The sequence below is a fragment of the Ruegeria sp. Alg231-54 genome, assembly GCF_900143525.1.
Lineage (GTDB): Bacteria > Pseudomonadota > Alphaproteobacteria > Rhodobacterales > Rhodobacteraceae > Ruegeria.
The window spans coordinates 1-26,026 of sequence record NZ_FREZ01000026.1 but is presented as its reverse complement, the minus strand read 5'-3'; the positions used below and the strand labels follow the sequence as shown (position 1 = coordinate 26,026).

At 54.7% G+C, this 26,026-nt stretch carries 28 protein-coding genes and 1 pseudogene; 14 read left to right on the top strand and 15 right to left on the bottom strand.

Features of this window, described 5'->3' with window-relative positions:
• Nucleotides 1-362, bottom strand: a pseudogene (locus DHN12_RS25005) (IS481 family transposase); the annotation flags it as partial.
• 13 nt (nucleotides 363-375) lie between these two features.
• Between DHN12_RS25005 and DHN12_RS25300 the strand changes: the two are divergent.
• The gene (locus DHN12_RS25300; RefSeq protein WP_108862495.1) at nucleotides 376-672 is read left to right on the top strand and encodes a hypothetical protein; all 297 of its coding nucleotides are present in this window, start codon (nucleotides 376-378) and stop codon (nucleotides 670-672) included.
• A 103-nt stretch (nucleotides 673-775) separates the two neighbouring features.
• On the opposite strand, the gene DHN12_RS23850 is transcribed toward DHN12_RS25300, so the two are convergent.
• Both DHN12_RS23850 and DHN12_RS23845 read right to left on the bottom strand, forming a co-directional pair.
• Entirely contained in the window at nucleotides 776-2,845 is a 2,070-nt protein-coding gene (locus DHN12_RS23850) for an FAD-dependent oxidoreductase (RefSeq protein ID WP_108862435.1), read from the bottom strand.
• Between the two features lie 64 nt (nucleotides 2,846-2,909).
• Nucleotides 2,910-4,262 carry an aminotransferase class III-fold pyridoxal phosphate-dependent enzyme gene (locus DHN12_RS23845; RefSeq protein WP_108862439.1) on the bottom strand — a complete coding sequence of 451 codons (1,353 nt, stop codon included), beginning with the start codon at nucleotides 4,260-4,262 and terminating at the stop codon, nucleotides 2,910-2,912.
• Between the two features lie 155 nt (nucleotides 4,263-4,417).
• On the opposite strand from DHN12_RS23845, the gene DHN12_RS23840 reads away from it, so the two are divergent.
• The 8 genes from DHN12_RS23840 (at nucleotide 4,418) to DHN12_RS23805 (ending at nucleotide 12,079) form a co-directional block, all read left to right on the top strand.
• Complete coding sequence (locus DHN12_RS23840) at nucleotides 4,418-5,209, top strand: helix-turn-helix transcriptional regulator (RefSeq protein ID WP_108862434.1); 792 nt, start codon at nucleotides 4,418-4,420, stop codon at nucleotides 5,207-5,209.
• Between the two features lie 324 nt (nucleotides 5,210-5,533).
• Complete coding sequence (locus DHN12_RS23835; RefSeq protein ID WP_108862433.1) at nucleotides 5,534-6,814, top strand: NAD(P)/FAD-dependent oxidoreductase; 1,281 nt, start codon at nucleotides 5,534-5,536, stop codon at nucleotides 6,812-6,814.
• A 17-nt stretch (nucleotides 6,815-6,831) separates the two neighbouring features.
• Complete coding sequence (locus DHN12_RS23830) at nucleotides 6,832-7,248, top strand: RidA family protein (protein ID WP_108862432.1); 417 nt, start codon at nucleotides 6,832-6,834, stop codon at nucleotides 7,246-7,248.
• Nucleotides 7,249-7,332: 84 nt separating this feature from the next.
• Nucleotides 7,333-8,007: a DUF1028 domain-containing protein gene (locus tag DHN12_RS23825; protein WP_108862431.1), complete on the top strand. Its 675-nt coding sequence runs from the start codon at nucleotides 7,333-7,335 to the stop codon at nucleotides 8,005-8,007.
• A gap of 17 nt (nucleotides 8,008-8,024) precedes the next feature.
• Nucleotides 8,025-9,521 carry an aldehyde dehydrogenase gene (locus DHN12_RS23820; protein ID WP_108862430.1) on the top strand — a complete coding sequence of 499 codons (1,497 nt, stop codon included), beginning with the start codon at nucleotides 8,025-8,027 and terminating at the stop codon, nucleotides 9,519-9,521.
• A gap of 25 nt (nucleotides 9,522-9,546) precedes the next feature.
• The gene (locus tag DHN12_RS23815) at nucleotides 9,547-10,485 is read left to right on the top strand and encodes a LysR substrate-binding domain-containing protein (RefSeq protein WP_108862429.1); all 939 of its coding nucleotides are present in this window, start codon (nucleotides 9,547-9,549) and stop codon (nucleotides 10,483-10,485) included.
• A gap of 140 nt (nucleotides 10,486-10,625) precedes the next feature.
• On the top strand, nucleotides 10,626-11,774 hold the full coding sequence (gene argE / locus DHN12_RS23810) for an acetylornithine deacetylase (RefSeq protein ID WP_108862428.1): 1,149 nt from the start codon (nucleotides 10,626-10,628) through the stop codon (nucleotides 11,772-11,774).
• 8 nt (nucleotides 11,775-11,782) lie between these two features.
• A complete protein-coding gene (locus DHN12_RS23805; protein ID WP_108862427.1) occupies nucleotides 11,783-12,079 on the top strand; it encodes a hypothetical protein in 297 nt (98 codons plus the stop codon).
• Here the strand turns inward: DHN12_RS23805 and DHN12_RS23800 are convergent.
• The 5 genes from DHN12_RS23800 to DHN12_RS23780 all read right to left on the bottom strand — a co-directional run bounded on the left by DHN12_RS23800 (nucleotide 12,061) and on the right by DHN12_RS23780 (nucleotide 16,431).
• A complete protein-coding gene (locus DHN12_RS23800; RefSeq protein WP_159090214.1) occupies nucleotides 12,061-12,423 on the bottom strand; it encodes a cupin domain-containing protein in 363 nt (120 codons plus the stop codon). The two genes, DHN12_RS23805 and DHN12_RS23800, sit on opposite strands and share 19 nt — an antisense overlap.
• 99 nt (nucleotides 12,424-12,522) lie before the next feature.
• Nucleotides 12,523-13,560 carry an extracellular solute-binding protein gene (locus DHN12_RS23795; RefSeq protein WP_199913586.1) on the bottom strand — a complete coding sequence of 346 codons (1,038 nt, stop codon included), beginning with the start codon at nucleotides 13,558-13,560 and terminating at the stop codon, nucleotides 12,523-12,525.
• Between the two features lie 19 nt (nucleotides 13,561-13,579).
• Nucleotides 13,580-14,389 carry an ABC transporter permease gene (locus tag DHN12_RS23790; RefSeq protein ID WP_108862425.1) on the bottom strand — a complete coding sequence of 270 codons (810 nt, stop codon included), beginning with the start codon at nucleotides 14,387-14,389 and terminating at the stop codon, nucleotides 13,580-13,582.
• Between the two features lie 3 nt (nucleotides 14,390-14,392).
• Nucleotides 14,393-15,322, bottom strand: coding sequence for an ABC transporter permease (locus DHN12_RS23785; RefSeq protein ID WP_108862424.1), 930 nt, complete (start codon nucleotides 15,320-15,322; stop codon nucleotides 14,393-14,395).
• The gene (locus DHN12_RS23780) at nucleotides 15,322-16,431 is read right to left on the bottom strand and encodes an ABC transporter ATP-binding protein (protein ID WP_108862423.1); all 1,110 of its coding nucleotides are present in this window, start codon (nucleotides 16,429-16,431) and stop codon (nucleotides 15,322-15,324) included. The genes DHN12_RS23785 and DHN12_RS23780 overlap by 1 nt, the downstream gene beginning before the upstream one ends.
• Before the next feature lie 873 nt (nucleotides 16,432-17,304).
• On the opposite strand from DHN12_RS23780, the gene DHN12_RS23775 reads away from it, so the two are divergent.
• The 4 genes from DHN12_RS23775 (at nucleotide 17,305) to DHN12_RS24700 (ending at nucleotide 19,636) form a co-directional block, all read left to right on the top strand.
• Nucleotides 17,305-17,913, top strand: coding sequence for a 3'-5' exonuclease (locus DHN12_RS23775; protein WP_108862437.1), 609 nt, complete (start codon nucleotides 17,305-17,307; stop codon nucleotides 17,911-17,913).
• Between the two features lie 657 nt (nucleotides 17,914-18,570).
• Nucleotides 18,571-18,855, top strand: a complete 285-nt coding sequence (locus DHN12_RS24710) for an alpha/beta fold hydrolase (RefSeq protein ID WP_199913585.1) — start codon at nucleotides 18,571-18,573, stop codon at nucleotides 18,853-18,855.
• Between the two features lie 223 nt (nucleotides 18,856-19,078).
• Complete coding sequence (locus DHN12_RS24705; protein ID WP_199913584.1) at nucleotides 19,079-19,393, top strand: hypothetical protein; 315 nt, start codon at nucleotides 19,079-19,081, stop codon at nucleotides 19,391-19,393.
• Between the two features lie 6 nt (nucleotides 19,394-19,399).
• Complete coding sequence (locus DHN12_RS24700) at nucleotides 19,400-19,636, top strand: adenylate/guanylate cyclase domain-containing protein (protein ID WP_255415487.1); 237 nt, start codon at nucleotides 19,400-19,402, stop codon at nucleotides 19,634-19,636.
• Nucleotides 19,637-19,983: 347 nt separating this feature from the next.
• On the opposite strand, the gene DHN12_RS25295 is transcribed toward DHN12_RS24700, so the two are convergent.
• From DHN12_RS25295 to DHN12_RS23735, 7 genes are all read right to left on the bottom strand, one after another.
• Entirely contained in the window at nucleotides 19,984-20,181 is a 198-nt protein-coding gene (locus DHN12_RS25295) for an integrase (protein ID WP_234416779.1), read from the bottom strand.
• A gap of 233 nt (nucleotides 20,182-20,414) precedes the next feature.
• The gene (locus DHN12_RS23760; RefSeq protein ID WP_108862422.1) at nucleotides 20,415-21,242 is read right to left on the bottom strand and encodes an MBL fold metallo-hydrolase; all 828 of its coding nucleotides are present in this window, start codon (nucleotides 21,240-21,242) and stop codon (nucleotides 20,415-20,417) included.
• A gap of 32 nt (nucleotides 21,243-21,274) precedes the next feature.
• Nucleotides 21,275-21,898: a protocatechuate 3,4-dioxygenase gene (locus DHN12_RS23755; protein ID WP_108862421.1), complete on the bottom strand. Its 624-nt coding sequence runs from the start codon at nucleotides 21,896-21,898 to the stop codon at nucleotides 21,275-21,277.
• 15 nt (nucleotides 21,899-21,913) lie between these two features.
• Nucleotides 21,914-22,306 (bottom strand): DoxX family protein, encoded by a 393-nt coding sequence (locus DHN12_RS23750; protein ID WP_199913582.1) that lies wholly within the window; start codon nucleotides 22,304-22,306, stop codon nucleotides 21,914-21,916.
• A 92-nt stretch (nucleotides 22,307-22,398) separates the two neighbouring features.
• The gene (locus DHN12_RS23745; protein ID WP_108862436.1) at nucleotides 22,399-22,788 is read right to left on the bottom strand and encodes a nuclear transport factor 2 family protein; all 390 of its coding nucleotides are present in this window, start codon (nucleotides 22,786-22,788) and stop codon (nucleotides 22,399-22,401) included.
• A 261-nt stretch (nucleotides 22,789-23,049) separates the two neighbouring features.
• Nucleotides 23,050-23,913, bottom strand: a complete 864-nt coding sequence (locus tag DHN12_RS23740) for an MBL fold metallo-hydrolase (RefSeq protein WP_108862419.1) — start codon at nucleotides 23,911-23,913, stop codon at nucleotides 23,050-23,052.
• Nucleotides 23,914-23,930: 17 nt separating this feature from the next.
• The gene (locus tag DHN12_RS23735) at nucleotides 23,931-24,536 is read right to left on the bottom strand and encodes a hypothetical protein (RefSeq protein ID WP_108862418.1); all 606 of its coding nucleotides are present in this window, start codon (nucleotides 24,534-24,536) and stop codon (nucleotides 23,931-23,933) included.
• A 96-nt stretch (nucleotides 24,537-24,632) separates the two neighbouring features.
• Here DHN12_RS23735 and DHN12_RS23730 point away from each other — a divergent pair, with 96 nt between their 5' ends.
• A complete protein-coding gene (locus tag DHN12_RS23730; protein ID WP_108862417.1) occupies nucleotides 24,633-25,535 on the top strand; it encodes a LysR family transcriptional regulator in 903 nt (300 codons plus the stop codon).
• The last annotated feature ends 491 nt before the right edge of the window (nucleotides 25,536-26,026 follow it).

Genomic DNA, 26,026 nt, shown 5'->3' with positions numbered 1-26,026 from the left:
GCTTCGGCTTGTCCCCATCCATATCAGGCAGTCGTGAGATGCCGTGTCGCTGCAAACAACGATGCAATGAAGATCGTGTAAGATGAGGAATGGAGGGCTGTAGAGCATATAAACAGTCATCAAGCGGTAGCAAAGTATGACGCCAAAAGGCAACGATCACCGCCTCTTCATCTTTGCTTGGAACAGTCGATCTCGGCTCCTTTGGTCCTGTCCTCAACCGTTTGGCGCTTTCGCCGTCTGGAAACGGTTTTCACGTTGATTCCAGGTTCGCGGCTCAGCTCCGCGTTCAAAGCTTGCGATCGCTGTATTGTTGCGCGGATGACATGCGTTGTCGTGGCGCAGCCGTGACGTATCTGTCCCATAAGATTCCATCGAATGGATCGCACCATCAAACCTTCGGATCAAACACCTGGGAATGTTCATTGCCACGATCATGGCTGCCGTTGGGTTTTCGTCGTGGATGGGAGATGGCAACTTTTCGAGTTTGCATTGGTCGACGAGGCAGTGACCTGCGGTGTTGAATTCTATCGCGTAATTGCTGAGGCTTGGGTACTGGGCGTAGTGGGTCGCGCCGCCTCCGGCCAAGGTAATTTGGTTTACCCAATCACTGAACTCGCTTCGTTGTGCGATAAGTGGCACAAACCGATAGGCGGGATCGGCATCCAATCCTAGCAACGAGACCACAAATTCTACTTGGTGGGTCCGCCCAGGGTTCCCGCCCAAACCTATTAGGCGGCAGAGTTCGCACTTCGCCGCCATAAGCTCCACAAAGCCCTTAGTCTACTGCAAGTTCTGTAACTTCGCGGCGGAAGGGCAGAGCGTCACCGATATCCTTGCCATCGAGTTCCCGCGCGTAGCGGTGACCGGCATAGGTTGCCCAAGCGATCGGGCCCGGTGCATTGGCGTCGCCGATCAGTTTGACCGACTTGATGCCTGCATCTGCCCAATCCGCTTCACGTGCCTTAAGATCATTGAATACACCGTTGTTTTCGAGACGTGATGCAACCATTACAACCGCGTCGGTCTCAATCTTCCAGGTGCGATCGGTGTAGACACAGTTTGAGACCACATGGTCCGGGTTGATTTCGGTGACGCCTTGGTTGAGCACGATCTCGACCCCCGCGTCGACCAGCCTTGGATGAATGGCGATCTGTTCCAACGTGTTGTTGGTCCAGTCACTAACGTAAGCCGATGGGGTGACCAGCGTCACTTGCGCGCCGTTCTTGGCCAACAGTTCGGCCAGAACACCACCCATGTAATAGTGGTCGTCGTCATACACCACCACGCGGCCGGATGGGATTGTGCCATCCATCAGATCGTCCGGGGTATAGACCTTGGCGCCTTCGGTAATTGGCATCGGCACAACGTGCTGACGCGAAACACCATCGTTGCGCCACGTTGCACCTGTGGCGATACAGATGTTTTCGAAGCCGAACTCCAGAATGCTTTCAGCATCCAACTCGCTTTCGCGATAGATTTCCACGTTTGGGCGCTGGCTGAGTTGATAGTCACGATAGTCCACTACCCGACCCCAGGCCGATAGGCCCGGCAACAGACGTTCGCGCGCCACACGGCCTCCGATAACGTCGCGGGCCTCGGCCACGGCAACGTCGTAGCCGCGGCGACACAGCGCCCACGCGGCCTCAAGCCCCGCAGGGCCCGAGCCCACGATCAGCACGTTCGAGCTATCACCTTTTTCGTTCATTTTCTCGGGGTGCCAGCCCTTGCGCCACTCCTCCATGAAGGTCGGGTTCTGGGTGCAACGACTGATCGACATGGTCATGTCGCCCGTAATGCAGATGTTGCACCCGATGCATTCGCGGATGTCCTCAATCCGGCCTTCTTCGATCTTTTTGGGCAGGAACGGATCGGCGATGGATGGACGGGCGCAACCGATGAAATCCAGCGTGCCGGCCTTGACCATCTTGGCCATAACATCGGGTGAAGTGAACCGGCCCACGCCGACGATCGGTTTGTCGGTTAGATCGTGAATACCACGCACCAATTCTTCCTGTGCGGCTTCTTCCTTGAAACGTGAAGGGCCAGAACAGTCTTCCCAGGTTCCCTGCGCCAAGTCCCAAAGGTCCGGCAGGTCCTTGTTCATTTCAATATAGTCACGCACCTCGGCGTTCGAAAAACCAAGCTCACCGATGGTTTCATCAAGGCTGACCCGCAGCGTGATCGCCATCGTATCGCCGACCGCGTCGCGCATGTCGGCGATGACCTCCTGACTGAACCGGGCGCGGTTCTCCAGACTGCCGCCATATTCGTCGCTGCGTTGGTTGGTGGCACGGCTGAGGAAGTGTTGGAATATACCGAACCCGTGCGCACCATAAAGACAGATCAAGTCAAATCCTGCGTCCTTTGACCGTTTGGCAGCGTTCACGAACCAACGGCGCAGGTCTTTGATGTCTTGCTTGTCCAGCGCGCGGGCTTGAACCGGGTCGTTTGTGAAAGTCCGAATAGGAAGGGCAGAAGGGGCCAGCGGCACTTCTTTGGTATAGAGGTTTGGCCCGTTGATGCCGGAATATGCCAGCTGAATGCCCGCCAAAGCGCCATGTGTTTTCATTCGTTCCGACATCTTGCGCAGTTGCGGGATGTCCTTGTCCTCCCACAGACGCAGCTCGATAAAGGGTGTGATCTCAGACGTGTGGTGCATCTCGCACTGCTCGGTGAAGATCACGCCCCAGCCACCCTCAGCCTTGATCCCACGCATTGCAGCCGCCGCCGAAGGATCACGGTATCCGCCGCCGTTACAATGGGGAACTTGATAGAACCGGTTCTTGGCGGTCAGAGGGCCGATCTGCATCGGCTCGAACAGAATATCATAGCGTGGATCGCGCATGGCTGGCTCCTTAAGGCTGGCTGATAGGGTTCACGGAGGGCCGTCACCCCCAGTAAATCAAGATCTAAAGACCGGCGGCAACTTCTGTGATGGAGTCGCGCAGGATGGCTTCGATGGGATCAATCATGGACTCGTCCATGATCAATGTCGGGGACAAGATCAGCACATTGCCCAAGGGTCGCGCGATCAGGCCGCGTTTCTGGCAGGCTTGGGCCACTTTCAGCCCCACTTGCGCCTCATCCGGATAACTTTCCTTGCTGGCGCGGCCCTTGACGAATTCGATCCCCATCATGAAATGGCTGCCACGCACTTCGCCGACTAGTTCGATGTCGGTCAGACTGCGCAGATTGGATTCGAACCGGGCACCGGTCGTTCGCACCCGTTGCGGGATCTGCTCGCGCTCCATGATAGCAATGTTGGTCAGACCTGCCGTCGCAGCCGCAGGGTGGCCCGAATAGGTCATGCCATGCAGGAACATACCGTCGGGCCACGAGATCACTTCGTGAATATCATCCGAGACGATCGTGGCCGAAAGCGGTTGATAGCCTGAGGTCAAGCCCTTGGCCGTGGTGATGATGTCCGGCATCATGTCGAACACATCTTCCGAGGCAAAAAAGTGCCCAAGACGGCCGAAAGCGGTGACGACCTCATCGGCGACGTATTTGATATCGTTGGCCTTACAGACCTCCCACGCGCGCTTGTGATAACTTTTGGGTGCGGTCACAACACCACCTGCGCCCTGGATCGGCTCGGCGATGAATGCACAAATGTTTTCCGCGCCAATCCGCTCAATGCCGGCGGTCAGATCGTCGATCAGATGGTCGAGGAACTCACCCTCAGTCATTTCGCCGCCTTCGCGCCAGTAGTGGGGTGAACGCAGGTGATGCACGAGTTCGCTGGCCGCGTGCCATCCTTCGGAATAGCCAGGTGTGGTCATCGCCATCGCCAGCTGAGTCGATCCGTGATAGGCGCCGTGCCGTGACAGAACCAGCTTCTTTTCCGGCTTTCCCTTGCGGAAATTATAGTGGTGCAGCATCCGAATGGCGCTGTCATTTGCGACCGATCCGGAATTGCCGAAATAGACCGCATTCAGATGACCCGGCGCAAGCTGAGCGATCTTCTCGGCCAGCGCCGCCGCTGCCGGGTGGGTAAAGTTGTAGAAGGTCGAGTAATAGTCCAGCGTTTTCAACTGATCCGAGATCGCAGCAATCATCTCGTCATTGCCATGGCCGATATTGACGCACCATAAACCACCAATTCCGTCGATCAGCTCTGTTCCGTCGCTGTCATAAACGTAGGCTCCCTTTGCCCGCGATATGACGGTGCGAGCGCCCTGTTTCTTTAGCGCGTCCAAATCGGCGAAGGACTGAATCAGGTGCTTATCCTGCGCAAGAATGTCGAGCGTATCTTTAGCCATGATCAACCCCTTTGTTGTCCTTTTGCAGTTCCGCTGATCCGGCGCGTCCCTTGTTCGGGCCATGATCGCGCTGGCGACTACATACCACCTATTTTGCGTATTTACGTTACTTTGGCTATTTCAGGGGGTATATACCCCTAGAGGGGTACCCGAACATGTCACAAATCTCAGCGCCATACGCCTTGTCGACCGCAATTATGGCAATCGGATCAGAACGCTTCGGTGATGCGTTGCACCGTTGGTTGGATGCGACATGCTCATTCGATAACTTCGCGATCATCGCCTTTTTTCAGAATCGTGCGCCCCAGGTTCTGATGACCCACGCTCGCGACAGTCGCGTTTTTGAGCGCATCGACAGCCACTATGTCAAAGGAGCCTATCTGCTTGATCCGTTCTTTGGCCTGCATCAAAGCCGCGCTGCGGATGGTCTTTATCGTTTAACCGATGTCGCCCCTGATCAGTTTCAGCGCAACGAGTACTTCAAATCCTACTACTCCAACACGACGCTGACAGATGAGCTAGCTTATTTCGCCTGCCTCACCCCGGCCAGTTCAATCACGGTCTGTATCGGCAGGGACGCAACCACCGCATCGCGGTTCTCGTCCAGAGATTACAGCGTGGCTAATCACATCGCCCCAGTGGTCAGTGCGCTGGTCAGAATGAACTGGCCAGACATCAAGCTTCCGATTGAAGGTGAGCCGGAAGATACCGTTGAACAACTGCGCCGGCGCCTGTCCGCCGAGCAAGACATCAGCCTTAGCCCAAGACAGGCCGAGGTGGCGCTGTTGATCCTGCAAGGGCATTCGTCGATTTCTATTGGCCTGACGCTTGGCATTAGCCCCCAGACCGTAAAGGTCTTGCGCAAGCAACTTTACCGGAAATGCCAGATCTCTTCGCAGGGGGAACTGTATTACCTGATCGCGCCTTATCTGTCGGAGAGTAGGTAACTGACTGGGAATTCGCCCTAAAACCCGACAAGTTAGCCAAAGCCTAATTAAGAGTAAGTTAGACAGTTATTTCACCTGTTTCGAACTTGTGAAACCTTAACCTGGAAACGTGCATAGCGTGCTGGAGTGGCACAGAATGCGGCAATCCAAAGCGGCCGTTATCCAGGTATAGGCTAGCTCACCGGTTAGGTGCTGATGTCCGAATTCTGAAAGTGCAAGGCGTTCGGTCCATTGTGACCGCTCGTCCTCCAAGACCGGCATGTAATGAGCGATGGCAACGACCTCTCAGGGTCAATTCGAGATGCAGTTATAGGGAACCGACACATGTCCATTGAGAAAACGGATACGCTGGTTGTTGGCGGCGGACAGGCTGGTATCGCGCTGAGCGAGCACTTGGCAAACAACAATGTGCCCCACATCATTCTGGAAAAAAACCGCACTGCAGAAGCATGGCGTACCGGCCGTTGGGACGCATTGGTTGCCAATGGCCCGGCATGGCATGACCGTTTTCCCAGCCTGCAGTTCAACGGCGACGACCCCGATGCGTTCGTGCCTAAGGACCGGGTTGCCGAATATCTTGTCGAATATGCCGAAATGGTCAAAGCCCCCATTCGCGAGGGTGTAGAGGCGCTGAAAGCAGAACGTCTGCCGGGTGAAGGAGGCTTCAAGGTTGAAACCTCTGCCGGCGAGATTCATGCCAAACGCATTGTGGCCGCCACGGGCGCGTTCCAGCAACCGGTCATTCCGCCGATCGTGCCGGCAACGGCTGGTGTCGAGCAAATCCACTCCTTCTACTACAAGAACCCCGACCAACTGCCAGAAGGTGCCGTGATGGTTGTCGGTGCCGGGTCGTCTGGCGCGCAGATCGCAGACGAGTTGAACCGCGCAGGCCGCAAGGTCTTTTTGTCGGTTGGTCCGCATGACCGCCCGCCGCGCCGATACCGTGGTCGCGACAATGTCTGGTGGCTGGGCGTGCTAGGACTTTGGGACATCGCTGCGCAAAAACCCGGAACCGAGCATGTCACCATCTCTGTCAGCGGGGCCCATGGTGGGCATACGATGGATTTTCGCCGACTTGGGAACGAGGGGGTCACCCTCACGGGCATGACCAACAGCTTCGAGAACGGCGTTCTCAGCTTCGCGGATGATCTACAGCGCAACGTAGCCGCAGGCGACGCCAATTATCTAGAGATGCTTGATCTTGCTGACGCCTATGTGGAGCGCACCGGAATTGATCTGCCGGAAGAGTCTGAGGCGCGCGAACCCTTTGAAGACCCGGACTGTTTGACCAATCCGCTTGGGTCAGTCGATTTTGCCAAAGAAGGTATTACCACGATCATCTGGGCCACCGGATTCCGTCAGGATTTCAGTTGGATCAAGGCGGACGCATTTGACGCCAAAGGCGCGCCGATCCACCAGCGCGGCGTTTCGGTCGAACCTGACATATACTTCCTTGGCCTGCCTTGGCAGTCACGTCGTGGCTCAACCTTCATTTGGGGCGTTTGGCACGATGCGAAATACATAGCCGATCAGATTGCGATCCAGCGCGCCTATGCCGATTACGATGGCCAGGCGGCTATCATCGCCCCAGCAGCCGCAGAATAAGACAACAGGACACCGAAATGGCGCACATTCGCATTCGCAAATTCAACACCAAAGAAACCTACCCCGAGCAGAACCTCGATAACGACCTGTGTCAGGCCGTCGTCACGCAAGGTGGAAAAACCGTCTACCTGCGTGGCCAGTGCCCGCAGAACCTGGATGATGCGGTCAATATCGACAGCCACGATCCGGTCGAGCAGACCCACAAGGTCATGCAGAACATCAAGCAGCTGATCGAAGAGGCCGGCGGTTCAATGGAACATCTGGTCAAGGTCGTCGTCTACATCACTGATGTCCGCCACCGCGAGGCCGTCTATCGCACCATGGGCGAGTATATCAAAGGGGTCTACCCTTGCTCGACGGGGCTGGTGGTTCAGGCACTAGCACGCCCGGACTGGTTGGTTGAGATTGACGGCACCGCGGTCATTCCCGACTGATCTTGCCGATCATTTGAGGATACCGGGCTGCGCACATACGCTCTCACCCTGCGCAGCCCGGTCTTTGTCGTTAAGGAGGTTTGTATGACTTTTTCACTGGTCGCCCGTTGTGCCGATACCGGCATGTTCGGGTTGGCGATTTCGTCGTCTTCACCCGCCGTGGCTGCCCGTTGTTCGTTTGCCCGCGCCAGTGTCGGTGCTGTCGCATCGCAGAACGTAACCGACCCCAGCCTTGGCCCGCTGACGCTGGATCTGATGGAACAAGGTAAAACCGCGCCTGAGGCCATCGCCGAGATGACGGCCCGCGTGGAATTCATTGAGTACCGTCAGGTTCTGGCCGTGGACACCGCTGGACGCACTGCGATCCATTCCGGTCCCAACAGCCTTGGCATCTGGACACAAGCGCAGGCCGAAAACGTCGCCTCGGGTGGCAATCTTCTGGACAATGACGGCGTCCCGCAGGCCATCGTCGACGGGTTTCTGTCGGCCTCGGGTCATATCGGCGACCGCCTGATCGCAGCCATGCGCGCCGGTCTGGACGCAGGGGGCGAGGCCGGTCCGGTACATTCAGCAGGCATGAAGATCGTCGACAAGGTCAGCTGGCCGGTAGCCGATCTACGATGCGATTGGACCGAGGGTTGCCCGATTGAAGCCATCGCAACCGCCTGGGACATCTATAAACCGCAGCTGGACGCCTATATTCAGCGCGCGCTCGACCCGAGAGAAGCGCCTTCTTATGGCGTACCCGGCGACGAATAATCAGCGAGAGAGACATCATGTTGGATTATACGCACGAAGATTGGAAAAGTCGCGCCGCCAGTCTTTCATTTCGTGGGCAGGCTTTCGTCGACGGCAAGTTTGTCGATGCCGTATCGGGCAAGACCTTTGATAGCATAAATCCCGCCACAGGCGCAGTGCTGACTCAGGTTGCCGAATGCGATGAGGAAGACATCAACCGTGCCGTCGCCGCAGGCCGCGCCGCATTCGAGGATGGCCGCTGGTCGCGCATGGCCCCTGGCGACCGCAAAGCGGTGATGCTGAAACTTGTCGACCTGATCCGCGACAATCTGGAAGAGATGGCGCTACTGGACAGTCTCGACATGGGCAAATTAGTGACGGATGCTGCCACTATCGATGCCCCCGGTTCGGCGCATTTCTTCCAGTGGTATGCCGAGACTATCGACAAGGTCTATGACGAAGTCGCCCCAACCGGGCCTGGCGATTTGGCGCTGGTCAAACGTGTTCCTCTGGGTGTGGTCGGAGCGGTGACACCGTGGAACTTCCCGCTGGACATGGCCACATGGAAAGCCGCCGCGGCGCTTGCGGCCGGCAACTCGGTTGTGCTGAAACCGGCCGAACAGTCGCCCTTGTCAGCGCTGAGATTGGCGGAACTGGCGGCTGAGGCTGGCGTTCCGGATGGTGTATTCAATGTCGTGCCTGGTTTTGGCGTGGTTGCGGGCAAAGCGCTGGGTCTGCATATGGATGTGGACTGCCTTGCCTTCACTGGGTCGACCGCAATCGGCAAGATGTTCATGCAGTATTCGGGCCAGTCGAACCTGAAACAGGTCTGGCCAGAAACCGGCGGCAAGAGCCCCAATCTGGTCTTTGCCGATTGCGAGGATCTGGACTCGGCCGCTGACATGGCCGCCTTTGGCATCTTCTTCAATCAGGGCGAGGTCTGCTCGGCCAATTCGCGGCTATACGTGGAACGATCGGTCAAGGATGCGTTTGTCGATAAGCTGATCGCCCGTGCGCAGGCGATGCAACCCGGTGACCCGCTGGACCCGGCGTCGAAAATGGGTGCCATCGTTGATGAAAAGCAGACACAGGGGATCATGCGCTTTGTCGAGGAAGGAAAGAAAACCGCCAATCTTGTGACTGGGGGCGAACGGATCACATTGGATGGCAAGGGCTGTTTTGTCCAACCGACCATCTTCGACGACGTAGACCATGACAACCCGCTGGCGCGCGATGAGATCTTCGGCCCCGTCCTGTCGGTCATTCCCTTCGACTCCGAAGACCAGGCCGTGACGATGGCCAATGACTCGGTCTATGGGCTGGCAGCGTCAGTCTGGACCGATAACCTGTCCCGCGCTTGCCGGGTGTCAGACAAACTGATGGCAGGGACCGTTTCGGTGAATACGGTAGACGCGCTGTCTGCAATGACGCCGTTTGGAGGCATGAAGCAGTCAGGCTTTGGGCGCGATTTGTCATTGCACTCGCTTGAAAAGTATACTGCTTTGAAAACGACTTGGATCAAGTACAAGGCTTGATCCGCAAGACCGCGGAGATGCGCCTTTGCCTTTCAGATACACGCTGCGACAGCTTGAGTATTTTGTGGCCGTCGGAAAGGCAGGCAGCATCGCAGCCGCCAGCGACAAGCTGAACGTCTCATCGCCGTCGATCTCGGCGGCGATCACCCAGTTAGAAGTGGAATTCGGCGTCGCCCTTTTTGTGCGCGAACACGCGCGTGGTCTGTCGCTGACAAAGGCCGGGCACAAAATCATGGAACGTACCGAGTTCGTTCTGCGCGAGGCCGAGTTGCTGGCCACACTGGCCGGGGAAATCACCGGAAAGGTACAGGGCATCCTGTCCGTGGGGTGTCTGGTTACATTTGCTCAGATTGTTCTACCGGGGTTGCGACGCGACTTTGAGGATACCTATCCCGATGTACGTATCGAACAGCGTGAACTGAATCAGGCCGTTATTTTCAGCCAGTTGCGCCGGGCTGAACTGGACATCGCCCTGACTTACGACCTGGACATTCCCGCCGATCTCGAATTCCGGCCACTCCATGAACTGCCACCTTATGTAGTTCTGAGCGAAGGTCATCCGCTGGCAAATCGCAGCGAGCTGACGATCCCCGACCTGCAGGACAGCCCAATGGTATTGCTGGATCTGCCATTCAGCGGTGAATATTTTTTGTCCTTTTTCCGCGAAGCCAATATCAAACCGAATATCGCGGAGCGCACCGCAGATATGTCGGTCATGCGATCGTTGGTGGCCAACGGGTTCGGTTTTTCGATTGCCAATATCCGCCCCCTGAACGTTTTGTCGCCGGATGGCAAAAAGCTGATCTTTGTGCCCTTGGCCGGGGAAATGCGCCCAATGCGTCTCGGCTTGCTGCGCGCGCGGGCCGAGAATGAAACAAACACATCAAGAGCATTCATTGATCATTGTGCTCATGCCGTAGATTCAGGATCGCTTCCTGGTCTTTTTGCTCAGGACGAAGGGTGATTGCGGGACTTAGAGATCTCCTAACCTCTGCTTCGCCATTCCCAGATTTAAGTATTTTGCCCGTCGTATAGGCTTGGAGAGAATGACCCTCTCACAGCCAAGACCAAAGCGGCTGTCAAACCAAAAACAGGTTCAATCCTATGACCTCTACCCTGGATATTCTCGACAGGCTTGTTGGCTTCGATACGGTCAGCAAAAACTCGAACCTTGAGCTTGCCGCTTATGTCGAAGAGTTTTTGGAGGCGCGCGGATTCACCGTTCATCGCATCACCGACCCTGGTGGCGACAAGACCGGGCTTTATGCCGAGAAAGGACCTGCGGGTGATGGCGTATTACTATCCGCGCATACCGATGTTGTCCCGGTCGAAGGCCAAAGTTGGACCAAGGACCCGTTCCGCCTGACCCGTGAAGGCAATCGCGTCTATGGGCGTGGCACCACGGATATGAAGGGGTATGTGGCTTCTGTCATGGCGCTGGCGGATCGAGCTGCCGGGGCTGATCTGCGCGAACCTCTCAAGATCGCGCTGTCTTATGATGAAGAGGTCGGCTGTGTCGGCATCCAGCACATGCTGGATCGGCTCGCCCCTATGCTGGGCCAGCCACGCGCCTGTTTTGTGGGTGAACCAACCGAGATGCAGGTGGCCGTAGGGCACAAGGGAAAAGCCGCGCTACGTGCCGTCTGCCACGGCCACAGCGGGCATTCAGCGCTGGCCCCGAAATTCGTCAACGCGCTGTACCTGGCAACTGATTTTGTGGGTGAACTGCGCGCGTTGCAAGAAACCTATGCCAAAAGCGGCAACAGCGACCCGGCCTATTCGGTGCCCTACACCACGTTCCATGTGGGCATGATGTCTGGCGGCAAGGCGCTGAATATTGTGCCGGATCGAGCTGAACTGACATTTGAATACCGTCATCTCGCCTCGGATCATGGCAAAGACATCTTGTCACAAATTCAGGAGGCGGCCATCAGGGTTGGTGCACAGTATCAGGACCTGTGCCCCGAGGCGCGTATCGAGGTCGAACAGTATAACGCCTATCCCGGACTGGAGGTCGCCGAGACCGAAGGCGTTATCGCCTATGCGCACACACTGGCGCAAAGTAACACCACCACCAAGGTTGCCTTTGGCACCGAGGCTGGGTTTTTCAGCGAGTTGGGTATTCCAACCGTCGTTTGTGGGCCCGGCTCCATGGAACGTCAAGGGCATAAGCCGGATGAATATCTTGAGATTGGCCAATTGAACGCTTGCGACTCGATGATGGACCGTATCCTTGCCGACATCAGCAACTGAGACAGATCATGACCCTGCTTCAAGACCTAACTTTGGTTGATGGCCTCGGCATACTGGGATCGGTAATTATCATCTGCGTCTATTACCTGTCGACCCGCAATATCCTTCCTGCCGATAAGATCGCGTTCAATGCTTGGAACATCGCAGGGGGATCGCTGGTTACGCTATCCCTCATCTATCGACCCAATCCGGGCGCCATCGTGATGGAGGTCATGTTTCTGGGCATTGTCTCCTTGGCGGTGCTTAGAAATCTACGCGGCGCGAAAAAGCCCGGACCGCGCACCAGTCACGCAGCAATCATATAGAACTTGCGCAGAGTCTGGGTGATTTCCCAGGTGCAAGGTGTGCCTTTGGCAATGAAAAACGTGTCACCACCCGTAAAGGTCTGAGTTGAACCGCCCGCGTCAATCAGGGTGACTGAACCAGAAAGCACCGTCATCATCTCGTCCACGGGATACGCTTCGATCACCTCACGGCAAGGGGCGCACTCCCAGACACCTACGGAGATCTTCTCATCGCGGCTTTCGAAAAAGCTGCTGATAGTTTCGGTCTTGTCCTTGGTGGTGAAGTCGCTTTCCGCCACCAGTGAGGACGGAACAAAGCCGGTTTTGGGATTGCCCTCAGGCAGCAGGCGGATTGGTTTTTGCATTGTGCAGTCTCCCTCCATTGGCCACTGCGGCCATGAATAAAGACATCCCTCCGAGGCAGGTAATACTGACCCGGAGGGATGCCACTCGGAAGAATAAGATTACTTCTTCAGATTGGTCCAGATTTGATCGTAAACCGATTGAACCTCTTCCGAGCAAACCTCAATAAAGACACCGGGGCCTGCATTGGCATGCGGATTCTTTTCAGGCTGCGCTGCCAGCGCCGGATCCAAAAAGCTTTCAACCCCGTTCAGGCCTGCGTTGTATTGCGCAAAATTGGTCACAGCCGCGATATTCTCGGGCTCCAGCAGGAAATCCATGAAGATTAGCGCGTTGTCGCGGTTGGGCGCATCTTTCAGCAAAACAACGTTATCCATCCATGCAATGTAACCTTGTGTCGGATAGGCGTATTCCACGTTGGCACCTTCTTCGCGCGCCTTGGCGGAGAAACCGTCATAGATCTGACCCACAGCCGCATCGCCCGAGACCAGCACTTCTTTCGCGGTGTCCGAGTTGAAAGAGGCCCAATGCTGTTTGGCTTCTTGCAGCATGGCGTTCAGCGCCTTCAGCTGTTCACGATCTGTGGAGCATTGCGGAATGCCCATGTGCAACGCTGCCATGGCCATCACTTCGCCCTGACTGTCCAGCATGTTGATGCGACCCTGCAATTCTGCCGGCGGGTTGAACAAGATGTCGGTGGTCTGAATGTCACCGTCATAAGCATCGCGGTTAACTGCAAAGCTGGTCGAGCCCCACTGATACGGAATCGAAGATTGACGGCCGGGGTCAAAGCTGGGATCGGCCCAATCGGGGGCGATGTTGCCTTTGTTCTTAAGCTCACCATCGGCGATCGTGTCCAGCATGCCTTCACCCGCCATGATCGAGACCATGTAATCACCGGGCACAGAAACGTCATAAGTGCCGATGCCACCAGCCTTGAGCGAAGCCAACATGGACTCGTTCGAGTCGTATGTGTCCATGGTGACAGTGATGCCGGTTTCTTCGGTGAACTTGTCCAGCAACTCTTGCGGGATGTATTCGAACCAGTGGTACAGAACCAGTTCGCCCTCGGCTGCGGCCGCGTTGGCACCAAAGGCCAGAGCAAGGGCAGCGACGCCGCTTTTCATCATATGTTTCATGTGACTCTCCATCTGTTGGTTATTTTGTGTTGTCAGACTTGCTGACGAAATAGCTGATCGTGACCATGACGATGGACACACTCAGCAACATGGTCGAAATCGCCATGATATTCGGTTTGATCCCCTGCTTGACCGAGCCAAAGATCGCGGTAGGAAGCGTTTCGACGCCCGCACCCTTCACGAAATTGGTGATGATGAAATCATCTAGACTGACGATGAACGCCAGTAGGAAGCCCGAGATGATGCCGGGCATCATCAATGGCAAAAGGATTTTGGTGAATGCCTGCCGTTTCGTGGCATAGAGATCCAGTGCCGCTTGTTCATAGCTGTCTTCGATCCCCTGCATCCGGGCCGAGATAGGCAAGTAGGCAAAGGGAATACAGAACGCGATATGGGCCAGCAGGATAGTCAGAAGCCCGCGTTCAAATCCGATCGAATTGAAGAAGATCAGGGTCGCAACCGCCAGCACGATTTCCGGCACCATCAGCGGCAGGCTGATCAACCCGAAAGACACAGTGCGAAAACGGAACTTACCCCCGCGCACCATCCCCGTCGCTGCCAGAGTCGCGATGGTCGTCGCCGTGGTTGCCGCGATGATGGCGATGATAAAGCTGTTCTTCGCTGCCGTTTTGAACTTGCCACTTTCTGGGCCGGTAAACACATCTGAATACCAGCGCAGCGATACACCTTCCCAGTTGGTCAGTGATTGCGACGCGTTGAAGCTGTAAACTGTAACTACGACCAGAGGCGCATAAAGGATGACCAGACACAGCAGTGTAATACCCTTGAATCCAGGATATGACTTGATGTCGAATTGCTTGTTTGCCATTGGTCAGCCCCCCGCCTTGTCGGCTTTGGCTTGTTGCCGGGCCGAGAACATCAGAATGATCAGCACCATCGTCAGCAAGACCATCGATGCCGCCGCTCCGAACGGCCAGTTGCCAGCATTGCCCTTGAACTGTTCTTCGATCAGCGAACCGATCATGAAGTTCTTGGCGCCACCTAACAGGTCAGGTGCAAGGAACGACCCCATCGAAGGGACAAAGACCAGAATACAGCCCGCAAACACGCCAGGTTTGACCGCAGGAAGCAAGATCCGCCGAAGCGTCGTCCATTTCGACGCGTAAAGGTCCGCCGCTGCCTCGGACAAGGCAAAGTTGTAGCGTTCGACCGCCGCATAAATCGGCAACACCATGAAGGGCAGGTACGAATAGAACAGGCCCAGCTGGACCGCGAAGTTCGTATTCACAATGTGCAGGGGGCTGTCGATCAGGCCGATATTCATCAGAAAATCATTGAGCGGCCCCTGATCCCGCAGCAAGAATTTCATCGACACGGTCCGGATCAGCAGGTTCACCCAATACGGGATGGTGATCAGGAACACCCAGACCGGACGCATGTTCTCGGACCGGGTCGCAATGAAATAGGCGGTTGGAAACCCGATCGCGAGGCTCAGCAGCGTCGCCGCCGCCGCCTGCCAGATCGAGCGCCAGAAAATAGTGATATAGGTCCACTCAATTTTGGGGGGCTCATCCCCGAACAAGCCGCGATCAAAGAAGAATTGATCGTAGGCAGCCAGAGAGAATTCCCAGATCACTCCCCCGCGGAACTCTTTCGTCAGGAAAGAGTAGATCAGCATCATGAGCACCGGAGCGAGCACCAAAATGGACAGTGTCACCCATGCAGGCAACAACAGCCACGTACGAGCCTCTTTGTAGGTGTCTGTTGTTGCGCTGCCGCCGCTTGCTGCACCCGCCGCCATCAGTCCACCAAGAGGCGCGCGGCCCCCAGCTCCATGTTGACAAACATTTCGGCACCCGGCTCGAAGATACGCTTGTTGCCGCGATCTGAATTCGACGTACGAACGACAAAATCAGGACCCTCGTCCAGATGCACTATTGTGGTGATGTCGGTGCCGACAAAGATGTTGTCTTTCACGCGCCCGTGCAGGCCTTCGGTCTCAACCGGCTCGGCGGACATATACAGACGTTCGGGGCGGATCGACATGTGGACTTTGGACCCAACGCCAACCCCGTCGACGGCGTTGCAAGTCAACTCATGCCCACCGCCCAGATGGCAGGTTGCGCGGCCGTTATCAATACCGTCGACAGAGACCTCCAAAAGGTTCGTTTCGCCGATAAAATCCGCCACGAACATGTTGTGCGGACGCTCATAGATATCGGTTGGTGCACCCAGCTGCTGCAACTCGCCTGCCGACATGACCGCGATCCTGTCAGACATTGTCAGGGCCTCTTCCTGATCGTGGGTGACAAAGATAAAGGTGATCCCGGTTTCGCGCTGCAGGTGCTTCAGCTCTAGTTGCATCGCCTTGCGCAGCTTTAGGTCCAACGCAGATAATGGTTCATCCAGCAATAGAACCTTGGGTTGCGGTGCCAGGGCCCGGGCAAGCGCAACACGCTGCTGCTGACCACCCGACAACTGGCTGGGCTTACGTGCCGAGAACTGGGAAAGCTGCACCAGCTCCAGCATCTCACCTGATTTCTTTCGGGCCTCGGATTTCGACTTGCCCCGCATTTCCAATCCGAACGCCACGTTGTCCAGAATGGTCATATGCGGAAACAGCGCATAGTTCTGGAAAACTGTATTAACTGGGCGTTTGTTGGGCGGCAGGTTCTCGATCTCATCACCATAGAGGTAGATGGCACCTTCGGTTACAGCCTCGAAACCGGCGATCATTCGCAGGAGAGTTGTCTTGCCGCACCCGGACGGGCCAAGGAGTGTAAAGAACTCATTGTCCATGATCGACAGCGAGATCGTCTTGAGCGCCGTAAAATCGCCGTAGCGTTTTACTGCATCCCGCACGTCGATCGCGATATTTTCCTTGTCAGACAATTGCGCCTCCCCGAGCATTGCGAAATTCCACTCAGGTATATACGGGCAGCGCGATCCTTCTAATAACTGACTTCCTCACCAAACATTAGGATTAGCCTAATGTTTAATTTTTGCGATTATTAATCAGCATATTATGGTGCATCTTCCCTCTTTATTTACGCCAAGAAGACACCCAAATGTAGTTCGTTGCTGTTTATCCACACCCTTGGGAGGGCCAATGTGAAAAACTTATTGGCATTCTTACTTCTATCGCAGTTGTCACGGTGTTGTTTCTTGTTAGCGTGTTACTTCTCCTCTTGGCGGACAATTTTCCCAAACCCAAGTGTAGAGTATTTCGACCAGACTGGTTCAGTAGCTTCCAGAGCATCTCGCATTTAGCTTAGTGCACTGAATTACTGCCTCCGTCGCAAAATCACGCACTGCGGCAAGGTTCCGCTTTCAAGATGCCCGATTTGGACCGTCCTTGGCAAAACTCGAAACCTCCATCGTGGTGATGCTGCAATGTTCTTAATCGCGCCTGTTCCGAGTCGTTTGTTGGACGAGTAATTTCTATCGCCCAATTGTACTACCTCACCAAGAAAGCAGCCATAGTATCGTCTGAAGTCGAATGACATTTTGTCCGCCCTCCCCTAGGGTTACTATGGCAATTGCGAACGCGCGACTGCAGCGAACGGCGATCTCAAGGCGCCTGGGCTTCATGATGTTGAAGTGGCAACGAATGTCCGCCTAGGGCCTTGAGTGAAGCGCCATATAGGCAGGCTGCACTCGTTTAGAGCGAAAACGACTTGCCAAGACCCATTCGACCCGCGAAAACTAGGATGCTCAGTTGTCGACCTGGCATCGAGGGTTGAGGAATTTCGACAGATGCAGAGCGCCTAATCGGTGGATACATTGAACAGATTTGGACATCTTAGTACGCCGCCGGCCGGACCTTTTCGATTTATTGCATTGGACGTCGAAACGGCGAACAAATCTATCGGTAGCATATGCCAGATTGGGCTTTGTTTTGTTAGCGACAGTGGTTTTTTGCAAACCTATTCTGTCTTGATTGACCCTGAGGGACCGTTTGAGTCATTCAATACTGAGCTCCACGGGATTTCCGCCGAAACTGTGATTGGGGCTGGAACATTCCCCTCGGTTTACGCGTCCTTACTTGAAGTCCTGAACACCCATAACCTTGTGCAACACAGTACATTTGATGAAAAGGCGATGACGGCTGCTTGTGCCCGGTACGGCGTGTCAATGTTCTCGTCGCATTGGACGAATAGCGTGTCGATTGCCCGTCGAGCATGGCCGTCGTTGAAGGGCGCCGGTGGACACGGGTTGGCAAATCTTAAGAAATACCTCGGCCTTGAGTTTCATCACCATGATGCAGGTGAAGACGCCCGTGCTTCGGCTTCTGTGATCTTAAAAGCAGAGGAGGCTTTGGGGACGCCTTTGTCTTATCTCAGAACAAACCGCCAGTTGAACTTCCAATTCGAAAATCCATCCAAGAGATAAGCAGCCAAGGATTTTAAGGTCCTGTTGAACGACGAACTAACCGTGCGATGTTATGCAGTCTACAAATTTTGGCTCTGCTGAAGCAGTCATCCCAAATTCTGCTTTGTTCGAATGTCTGGAATGGGCCAGGTCGCTTTGACCAAAAAGCTTGGAGTCACCACCAGCTTCCTGCCACAACACAAAACAGTTTCGAGCCACGCGCAGTTAGGGCTACACAAGATAGCAAGCGGATTTTCTCAGTTTTTATAGGTCCCCAAGACGCTTTGGCTTTGTGGAGTAAAAACTCATCGTGCCTAGACGTGCAACGCTGAAGGAAAAACCTGGGCGCGACGCAAACCCTTTTGACTGTTTTTTAACCAACTATTTATTGCGACCGCACCCTGATACACCTTGGCTAAGTTGGAAGCTGTCGGGCAGGGGAAGAAATGCAGCCAACGACGCGATACGCGAAGAGTGGAGACGTGCATGTCGCCTATCAGCTTTTTAGCGATGGGCCAAAGAACCTCGTTTTTGTTCTTGGGTTTATCTCTCATATCGAGAACTATTGGGACGAACCCAGATGTGCCCGGTGGTTAGATAGGTTGGCGACATTCGCGCGCGTCGTAATCTTCGACAAACGAGGGACCGGGCTGGTAACCTTCCGAGCATGATCACCGCATGGATGATGTTCGGGCCGTTATGGACGCGGCAGGCATGCAAGAAGCCATCGTATTCGGCATATCCGAAGGCGACTCGTTAGCATCCCTGTTTGCGGCGCATCATCCCGAGCGGTGCCAAGGCCTTATTCTTTATGGCGCATTCGCTAAGTTTACGTCCTGGTTCCCAACTGACGAAGCACTGGAAGGGCTGTTTCAGTATATTGACACAGCTTGGGGAAGCGGGGAAAGTCTGCGGATGTTCGTTCCGTCCATGGTGGGCGATGCCGCCTTCCAGCAATGGTGAGGAAATTCGAAAGGCTGGGCGCAAACCTGGGAGTTGCAACCGAGATCATGCGCATGAACAGTGAGATCGACATAACCGATGGGCTCCCAACCATACAGGTTCCGACGCTCATGCTTCATCGCACAGAAGATGTGAACGTCGATGTGACGGGGGGCGTATGTTGGCAGAGCTGATCCCAAACGCGCGCCTTGTGAAGTACCCGGGTTCTGACCACATCTTATTCGTGGGGAAGAATGCCGACCAGATCGCATCGGATATTGAAACCTTTGTGACCGGGTCGGCCTCGGCACCAAGACATGACCGAGTGCTGGCCACTGTACTTTTCACCGATATCGTCGGTTCCACCGCAAGGGCCGAAGAAATGGGAGATCAGGCATGGAACGACCTGATTTCTTTCCACGACAAGATTGTTCGTCAGGAGTTTGCTCGTATTCGAGGTCGTGAGTTTAAATCTTTTGGCGACGGTTTCCTGGCAACATTTGATGGCCCTGCACGAGCGATCCAATGTGCTCAGGCCGTTTGTCGCGGACTTGCCTAGATCGGATTGGGTGTCCGAATTGACGTGCACACAGGCGAAGTTGAAATTTCAGACGATGATGTTCGTGGGATTGCGGTTAACATTGCGTCACGGATTTCCGAGCTTGGAAACGAGGACGACGTGCTTGTTTCGCGCACGGTCAAGAATTTGGTTGCCGGGTCTGGGATGCAGTTTTCCAGTTTTGGCACGCGTAAACTGAAGGGCGTGCCGGATGAGTGGAGGGTGTACAACTCTGAGGTTTGATTTCGCAGGATGGAGCCCTGATCGATAGCCCTTAGGGCAAACCGATCGTCTTGGGAATAGCTGAGCTTCCAAGAAGCGCAAACTATTCACACCACATTGAAGACGCACCAACATAATTTAACGAAAGCAATGCCAAAGTTTGTGTCAGACTGGTCTGTCGTAAGTTTTGCCCCTGAAGTGACATGGCCACAGATACTCTGAGCCGTCTATTAGCTCATCCTCCATCCACTTCTCGACGGAGCTACGCGTGCCTTCGGAAACCTCGAAGCGCACAAATTTCTGTGTTTTGCCTTGTAGGACGGAGACACGTTCTCTGATGTTACCCATGATGTCGACGACTTTCATCTTCAACAGATCACAGCCCGAAGCGTGCTGTCGATCGCCATGTTGAACAGTGCGAGGTCGCGATAGTTCTCGACCAATTCAAGTCGGACGCGGATTGCCCAGACATGCATTGGTTTCAGTGGTCTCTTCTGACCGAAGAGGCGACCATTGTTCCAAGTTGGGCGAAGTGCGCGAATGGCTGGTAAGTTCAGAGTTTCCATGACTGTTTCTCCTATCCGCCATGCCCTCCCACAACGACAACCCGACGTTGACAGATCATCATGTCACGAGATGCTGCGCCGTACCCGAGATCCGGAAGGAGCCCATAACTACCAATACCGCAGGTTGTCTGAGCGGTTGCTTTATCGAACTATATAGAAACTGGGTATCGCTACCTGTGTTTTCACCGCGGGCGGCCAATCTCTGTATTTCAATCTCTAAATCGGCAAAATTTTCAGTAATCAACGACTCCGCCGTTGATCAGATGCTGAGCCATGCCACGCACATTGCTTGGGCGCCAGGCTTCGTATTGCTGCCAATGGTTTCGTCCGGTATAGATAAGTTCTTCGACCAGTTGGTTGGTCGATTTGCCGGCTTGCAGCCCTTTCAAAACATCTGCGCGCAGTTCTTCCATATAGAGCCGAACGTTTGTTAGGTCGTCATGATTGCCTACACGACCGTGGCCCGGCACGAAGATATCGAATTCCAGCGCTTCGGCGGTGAGTATCTGCTGATACCAACCCTCAACATTGTCGCCTCCCAAGCTGGTGTAGAACATGCGTTCGGGTGCGGCGACATCGACAAGAAAGACAACATTTTCGGGGCGCACAACCGTTGCGATCATGTCCTCTTCGTCACCAGACCCAAGATACGTCAGTTCGATCGTGTTCTTGCCCAACTGAACGCTATGCTCTTGATCGAACTGGGCATCGAGACCAACGCCTCCCAGTGTTGCCGGAGCGTTCGAATGCGCGATGGCCTGAACATCGTCGCCATAGACATCACCGCCCGAGGCGTGGTCGCCATGCGAATGCGAGAAAATCAGATGCGTCACTGGCTGGTCCGTTAGTGCGGGAAGATTGTCCTGCAGCTGCTGTGCCGTGCGGCCGTTCGGATCGACAACAAGGGTCCCTTCCTCGGTGACGACAACAAGCGAATTGTAGCTGCCGTTCTGGAGGTAATAGACATTGCCCGCTACATGGGTGAAGGCATCTGCGGATTGTGCTGTGGCAAAGGCTGGCGTCAGGATTGCCATGGCTGCGACGATCAATGCGTTTTTCATAATCTGTTCCTTTACTGATCCGGCCAAGCCCGTCAGACAACAATGTTTACGATAGTTTCTGTGCCTTTCGGCCCTTCGGTGAATGCCATGGATACCGCCCTGGCTTCCGCCTTCGACATCCTGCGATAGAGCCCGTCTTTCGCATTGTCAGGATCACCTTCAATGTAGATCTGCGTGGTCAGAAGCTCTCGGCTTCCATCGAAGACTTTCACATGTATATGTGGTGTTCGCCCCGGATACTTGGTTGGCCTGATCGTGCGAAACGCATAGTTGCCAGCGTCATCCGTGATATCGTGGCCAAAGCCCTGAAAACCCTGATCATAGGGCACTGGACGATCATCGCCGGGGTGCAAGTACTTTCCATTCACATCACATTGCCAAATTTCGATGCGCGCACCCGTTATCGGGATACCATTGCGACCGGTAATCTGACCTTTGAGCGTGATGATTTCCCCGCCAACCTCGCGAACAAGCCCTGCGATCTTCACCAAGTCATTGTCGGTGTCGCTCACGCGCATCGATCTGGTCGGATAAAATGGTCCTTCTGCAGCGCGCGGTGTCAACTCGGCCGCCAATACAGTCCGGGACAGGAATAAACTCCCCGCAGCAGAAGTTATTCCAGCAAGAATTTTTCGGCGCGATTTTGAATGAGTCATCAAATTCCTCCTCAGCTATTCGCGGCCCATCTTTGCATCAAGGCTCCAGCGACCTGGGCCGGAAAATACAAAATACAGGAAGATGAAACAGTACAAAATTGCGGCATCACCGGCATTCAGGATCGGATAGAAGTTCTGCGGGGCGTGGGCAATGAAGTAGGCGCTGGCCATCAAACCGGACAGAAGGAACGCGACCGGGCGCGTAAAAAGGCCCAGAACAATCAAGGCACCGCCGAAAAGCTCCATCATGCCAGCAAACCATGGCATCGAGAATGTCGCGACCTCCCACTCTGGCGGCGCAGGGAAGTTCAATATTTTCTGGGTTCCATGAGCCGCAAACAGAAGACCCGTCATGATCCGCAGAATGCTGAGAACCCGCAGAGATTGATTGTTCAGAGCTGCTATCATTTTATTCATTCCCGAGATTTTATCGGCGGCGCGTTTTTTGGGCCTGCCGACCGATGTTGAGTGAAATTGGTATTCGGATGAGATGGGATCAATTACTCCATCGCTTCATTTACAGGCGCGCAGTCGACAAACTGTTCGAATTTTACGATCTTGCCGTCTTTGACCTGCCTGACATGTGCAACGCGCGCCGAAAATGCCTTGCCGGTTGCATTATACGTTCCATAGTAGGTCCCGTATGCGACGACGCGGCGGTCATCGGCTACATAGTTTTCAGGAACAAACCGATAGTCGGTCCATTCAGAAGCCAACCGCGCAAACACATTTTTCGCGATCTCGTCAAAACCGGTATAGGTTCCTGCATAGGGAAAACCCGCTGCCTCTGTCCATTTGGCATCAGGAGCCAAATGCGCCTGAAGGCTGCGACCGTTTTCTTCGGAGGTTTCGCCTTCATAGGTGCTTTTGACAATTTCCAATGGAGTCATGTTTTGCTCCTGAGCGTTGACGGCAAATGTTGTCGCCGAAGCGAATGCAAACAGGACAGCGCCAATGATGCTGCATTGCGTGATCTTGGTATTCGTGAACTTGCAAGACATGAAATTGCTTCTCTTCCTCGCGGCGAATGCAATGTCGTTCACAGCAAACCGAGTTTTGCACTGTTGGTGATTGGGCGCCGGAGTTTATAGGCCAGCGCCCCTTTTGTAATACAGAAACCGAAGTGGACGGCTTCTGATGCCGGTTTACGCTTACGGCCAGGAACGCTCGCCCTCGATAACCTGGGCGCTTAGCTCCAGATCGCTCGCGTTCTCAAATTCGGGATAGGCTGCCTGCATCGCGGCGATCAATTCTGCGGAACCTTCCGCCTTGTTCGCGGCGGCCTCGAACGCGGCGACATATTCCTTTGTGAAATCAACGATGCTTGCGTTTTCTGCGCTGTCCCCAATGACATGACCCGGGATGATCCGTTCGGGGTTAAGCGCAAGAATCTGGTCCAACGTCGCACGCCAGCTGTCACGACTTTCAGGGGTTTGGTTGTCGGCCATCCAAACGTGCACGTTTTCATAAAGAACAACGCCGCCCAGTGCGGTCTTTTCGGATGGCACCCACAGGAAGGTATGAACCGGATCGTGTCCATCGAGGCCAATCACTTGCACGGTTTCACCATCGACCGTCAGGCTGTCGCCTTCCAGAACCTCAGGAACAATCAATTCGGATGGGGCGTTCGCGTCCAAGATCGGGCCCCAGAAATCGTATTTGAGCTGGATGGTTTTCTCGATGCCTTTGACGGTTTCCGGTGTCGCGACAATTTTGACATCCGGGTAGGCTGCACGGATCGTATCCAGCCCGAAATAGAAGTCAGGGTCTTTGTGGCTGATAAAGACGGTCGTCAGGGATTTACCTGTCGCCTTGATCATGTCCACCAGCTGCTCGGCATCATCCTTTTCAAATTGCGCATCTACGAGAACCACCTCATTCGGGCCTTCGATAAGGTTTGATGAGACCGGAAATAGGCTGCCGTCATTCGGGTTGAAAGCCGTGATGGTGAGATCAGCCGCGAAGGCTGCGGTGGAAAGCAGCACGGCTGCAGTAGAAGTGAGGATCGTCTTCATAGGGATGCTCCTTGCATTTATGCGGCCAATGCCGCGATCTCTTCAGGAAGGTTGTAGTAGGGTGAGACGTCGACTTGGGTTGTTCCGCCGTCGGTTTGCATCACCAGAGTCGGGACACCTTGCGACCCGACCCGTGATTGCAAATTTGCAGCGTCCGTGCTGATCTGCCGGGTGTGGTTTCTGCCTTCGTCCAACGGACGGTTCACGCCGAACTCAAGCAGCGCACTATGGACCGCTTCGCTGTTACCCGCAGAAATACCGTCGACATAACGTGCCTGCTGCAGATCATGTGCCAGCATCATCTCGGCCTTGGCGCCCTGATCGTGGACCAAAGCAGCGGCGTATGCGGTCAGACCGGAATCCAGAACTTCATCCGGGTTTCCAAGAATGTCTTGAACGTAAACAGGACTGAATTCCTGGCCGGTCAGCTGTTCTATTTGTCGGTCATATTGCAGGGCCATTCGCGCAAAGCCATCGCCCATTCGGTATACATTTGCGCCTTGGAACAAATGGCGATGCATGACGGTGACATCAGCACCACACTCAATCAGCGTATTGATCACCAGAGCCGCGCCATAGCACCAGCCGCAATAGGTATCGTAGAAATAGGTGAAGCGCGTCATTGCAGTCTCCGTTTTGGTGGACCACAGGTAGTGCGCCGCTATTGTAGACTAAAGGTAATACTTGTAGACACTGCGTCAGTCAAAAGTTGACAAGAGATGAAGAAATCAAATCTGAACCGACTAGAGTATTTTGTTGCCATCGCGGAAGAAGGTACCATCACTGCGGCCGCTGAACGAATGCGTATTAGCAAGGCAGTTGTCAGCAAGCAGCTTCAATTGCTGGAGGAAGAGCTTGGTGCAACGCTTGTTGTGCGCAACTCTCGCCACCTGAATCTCACGGAAACCGGCCAGTCCTTCTATGAAGCCGCACGTGCATCAGTGGCGCAGGCCGAAGAAGCTTATGAAATGGTAAAACAAGGGCGCGCAGAACCGACTGGAAACTTGCGCATCACCGCCCCTCTCGATATGGGCGTTACATACGTTTCACCGGTCGTGGCCGAGTTTCGCATCGCCTATCCGGCTGTCACGATTGATTTGATGTTAAGTGATACGCGGTTTGATCCGGTCGAGGCACGATTTGACATTGCGTATCGGGTAGGCTGGCTTGCCGATTCCGCCAACATTGCGCGCAAGTTGGCCGACTTTCAGCAAATCGTAGTGGCGTCGCCTGACTTGGTTGAGCTACTTGGGCGACCAGAACATCCGGAACGATTGGCAGCATTTCCGTTCGTCGAACACAGAGCCTTGCCACACTCACTGAGTTGGAAATTTATTACAGCTACCGGTGAAACCTCTGACGTTCAAATGAACCCCGCACTGCGAGCAGACGTTACACCAGCGATCAAGGCAATGGTAATAGAAGGGGCTGGGATCTCCATTCTGCCAGATTTTTTCGCTAAGAGAGAAATCGAAAACGGCACATTGATCCGGCTTGTTCCGGATTGGGCGCTTCCATCTGGAGGTATCTATGCTGTTTACCCTCCCACGCAGTTTCGATCGGCTGCGACTAAACAGTTTGCGGGATTGTTTGCGGAAAGACTTCGAAACTGCCTAGCGTAAGTGAAGGGTGGTGCAATTCAGTAAACGTTCGCGCCTGTCTAACATTGAAACGCTTTCACACCAAGCAGATCTTAGCGCGGTTGCTTCTATAGTCGGCTTATTCCGCGATCTGTGAGTTCCCGCGACACTTGATTTTGCGCCCGCAGCCAATGCCCGGTCTGCGCGGGTTGCGACGCAGCACCGCGATCCGCCGACGAAAGTCTTGTGTAGATGGCTCCTGCATTGCCAGAGATTTCTGTGATTGCGATGGTCCTTCAGTTCAGTCCTGTGTCCGGCCTGTTTGCTTGGCAGTTGCCACTGGCCCTGATGAGTTCCGCGAGCAAGGTTCCTATCGGCTAAACGACCTCAGGGGCCACGACATTCGCCGGGCTTTCGTTACTCTTGGTTGACTTCGTTTCGCATCATCACATCAAGCGTCTTGCATCTCGTGGCAGGATCAAGCGATCGGCTGCCGGTATTCTTCCTGTTTCGTTAGTGGCGCCCAGATGATC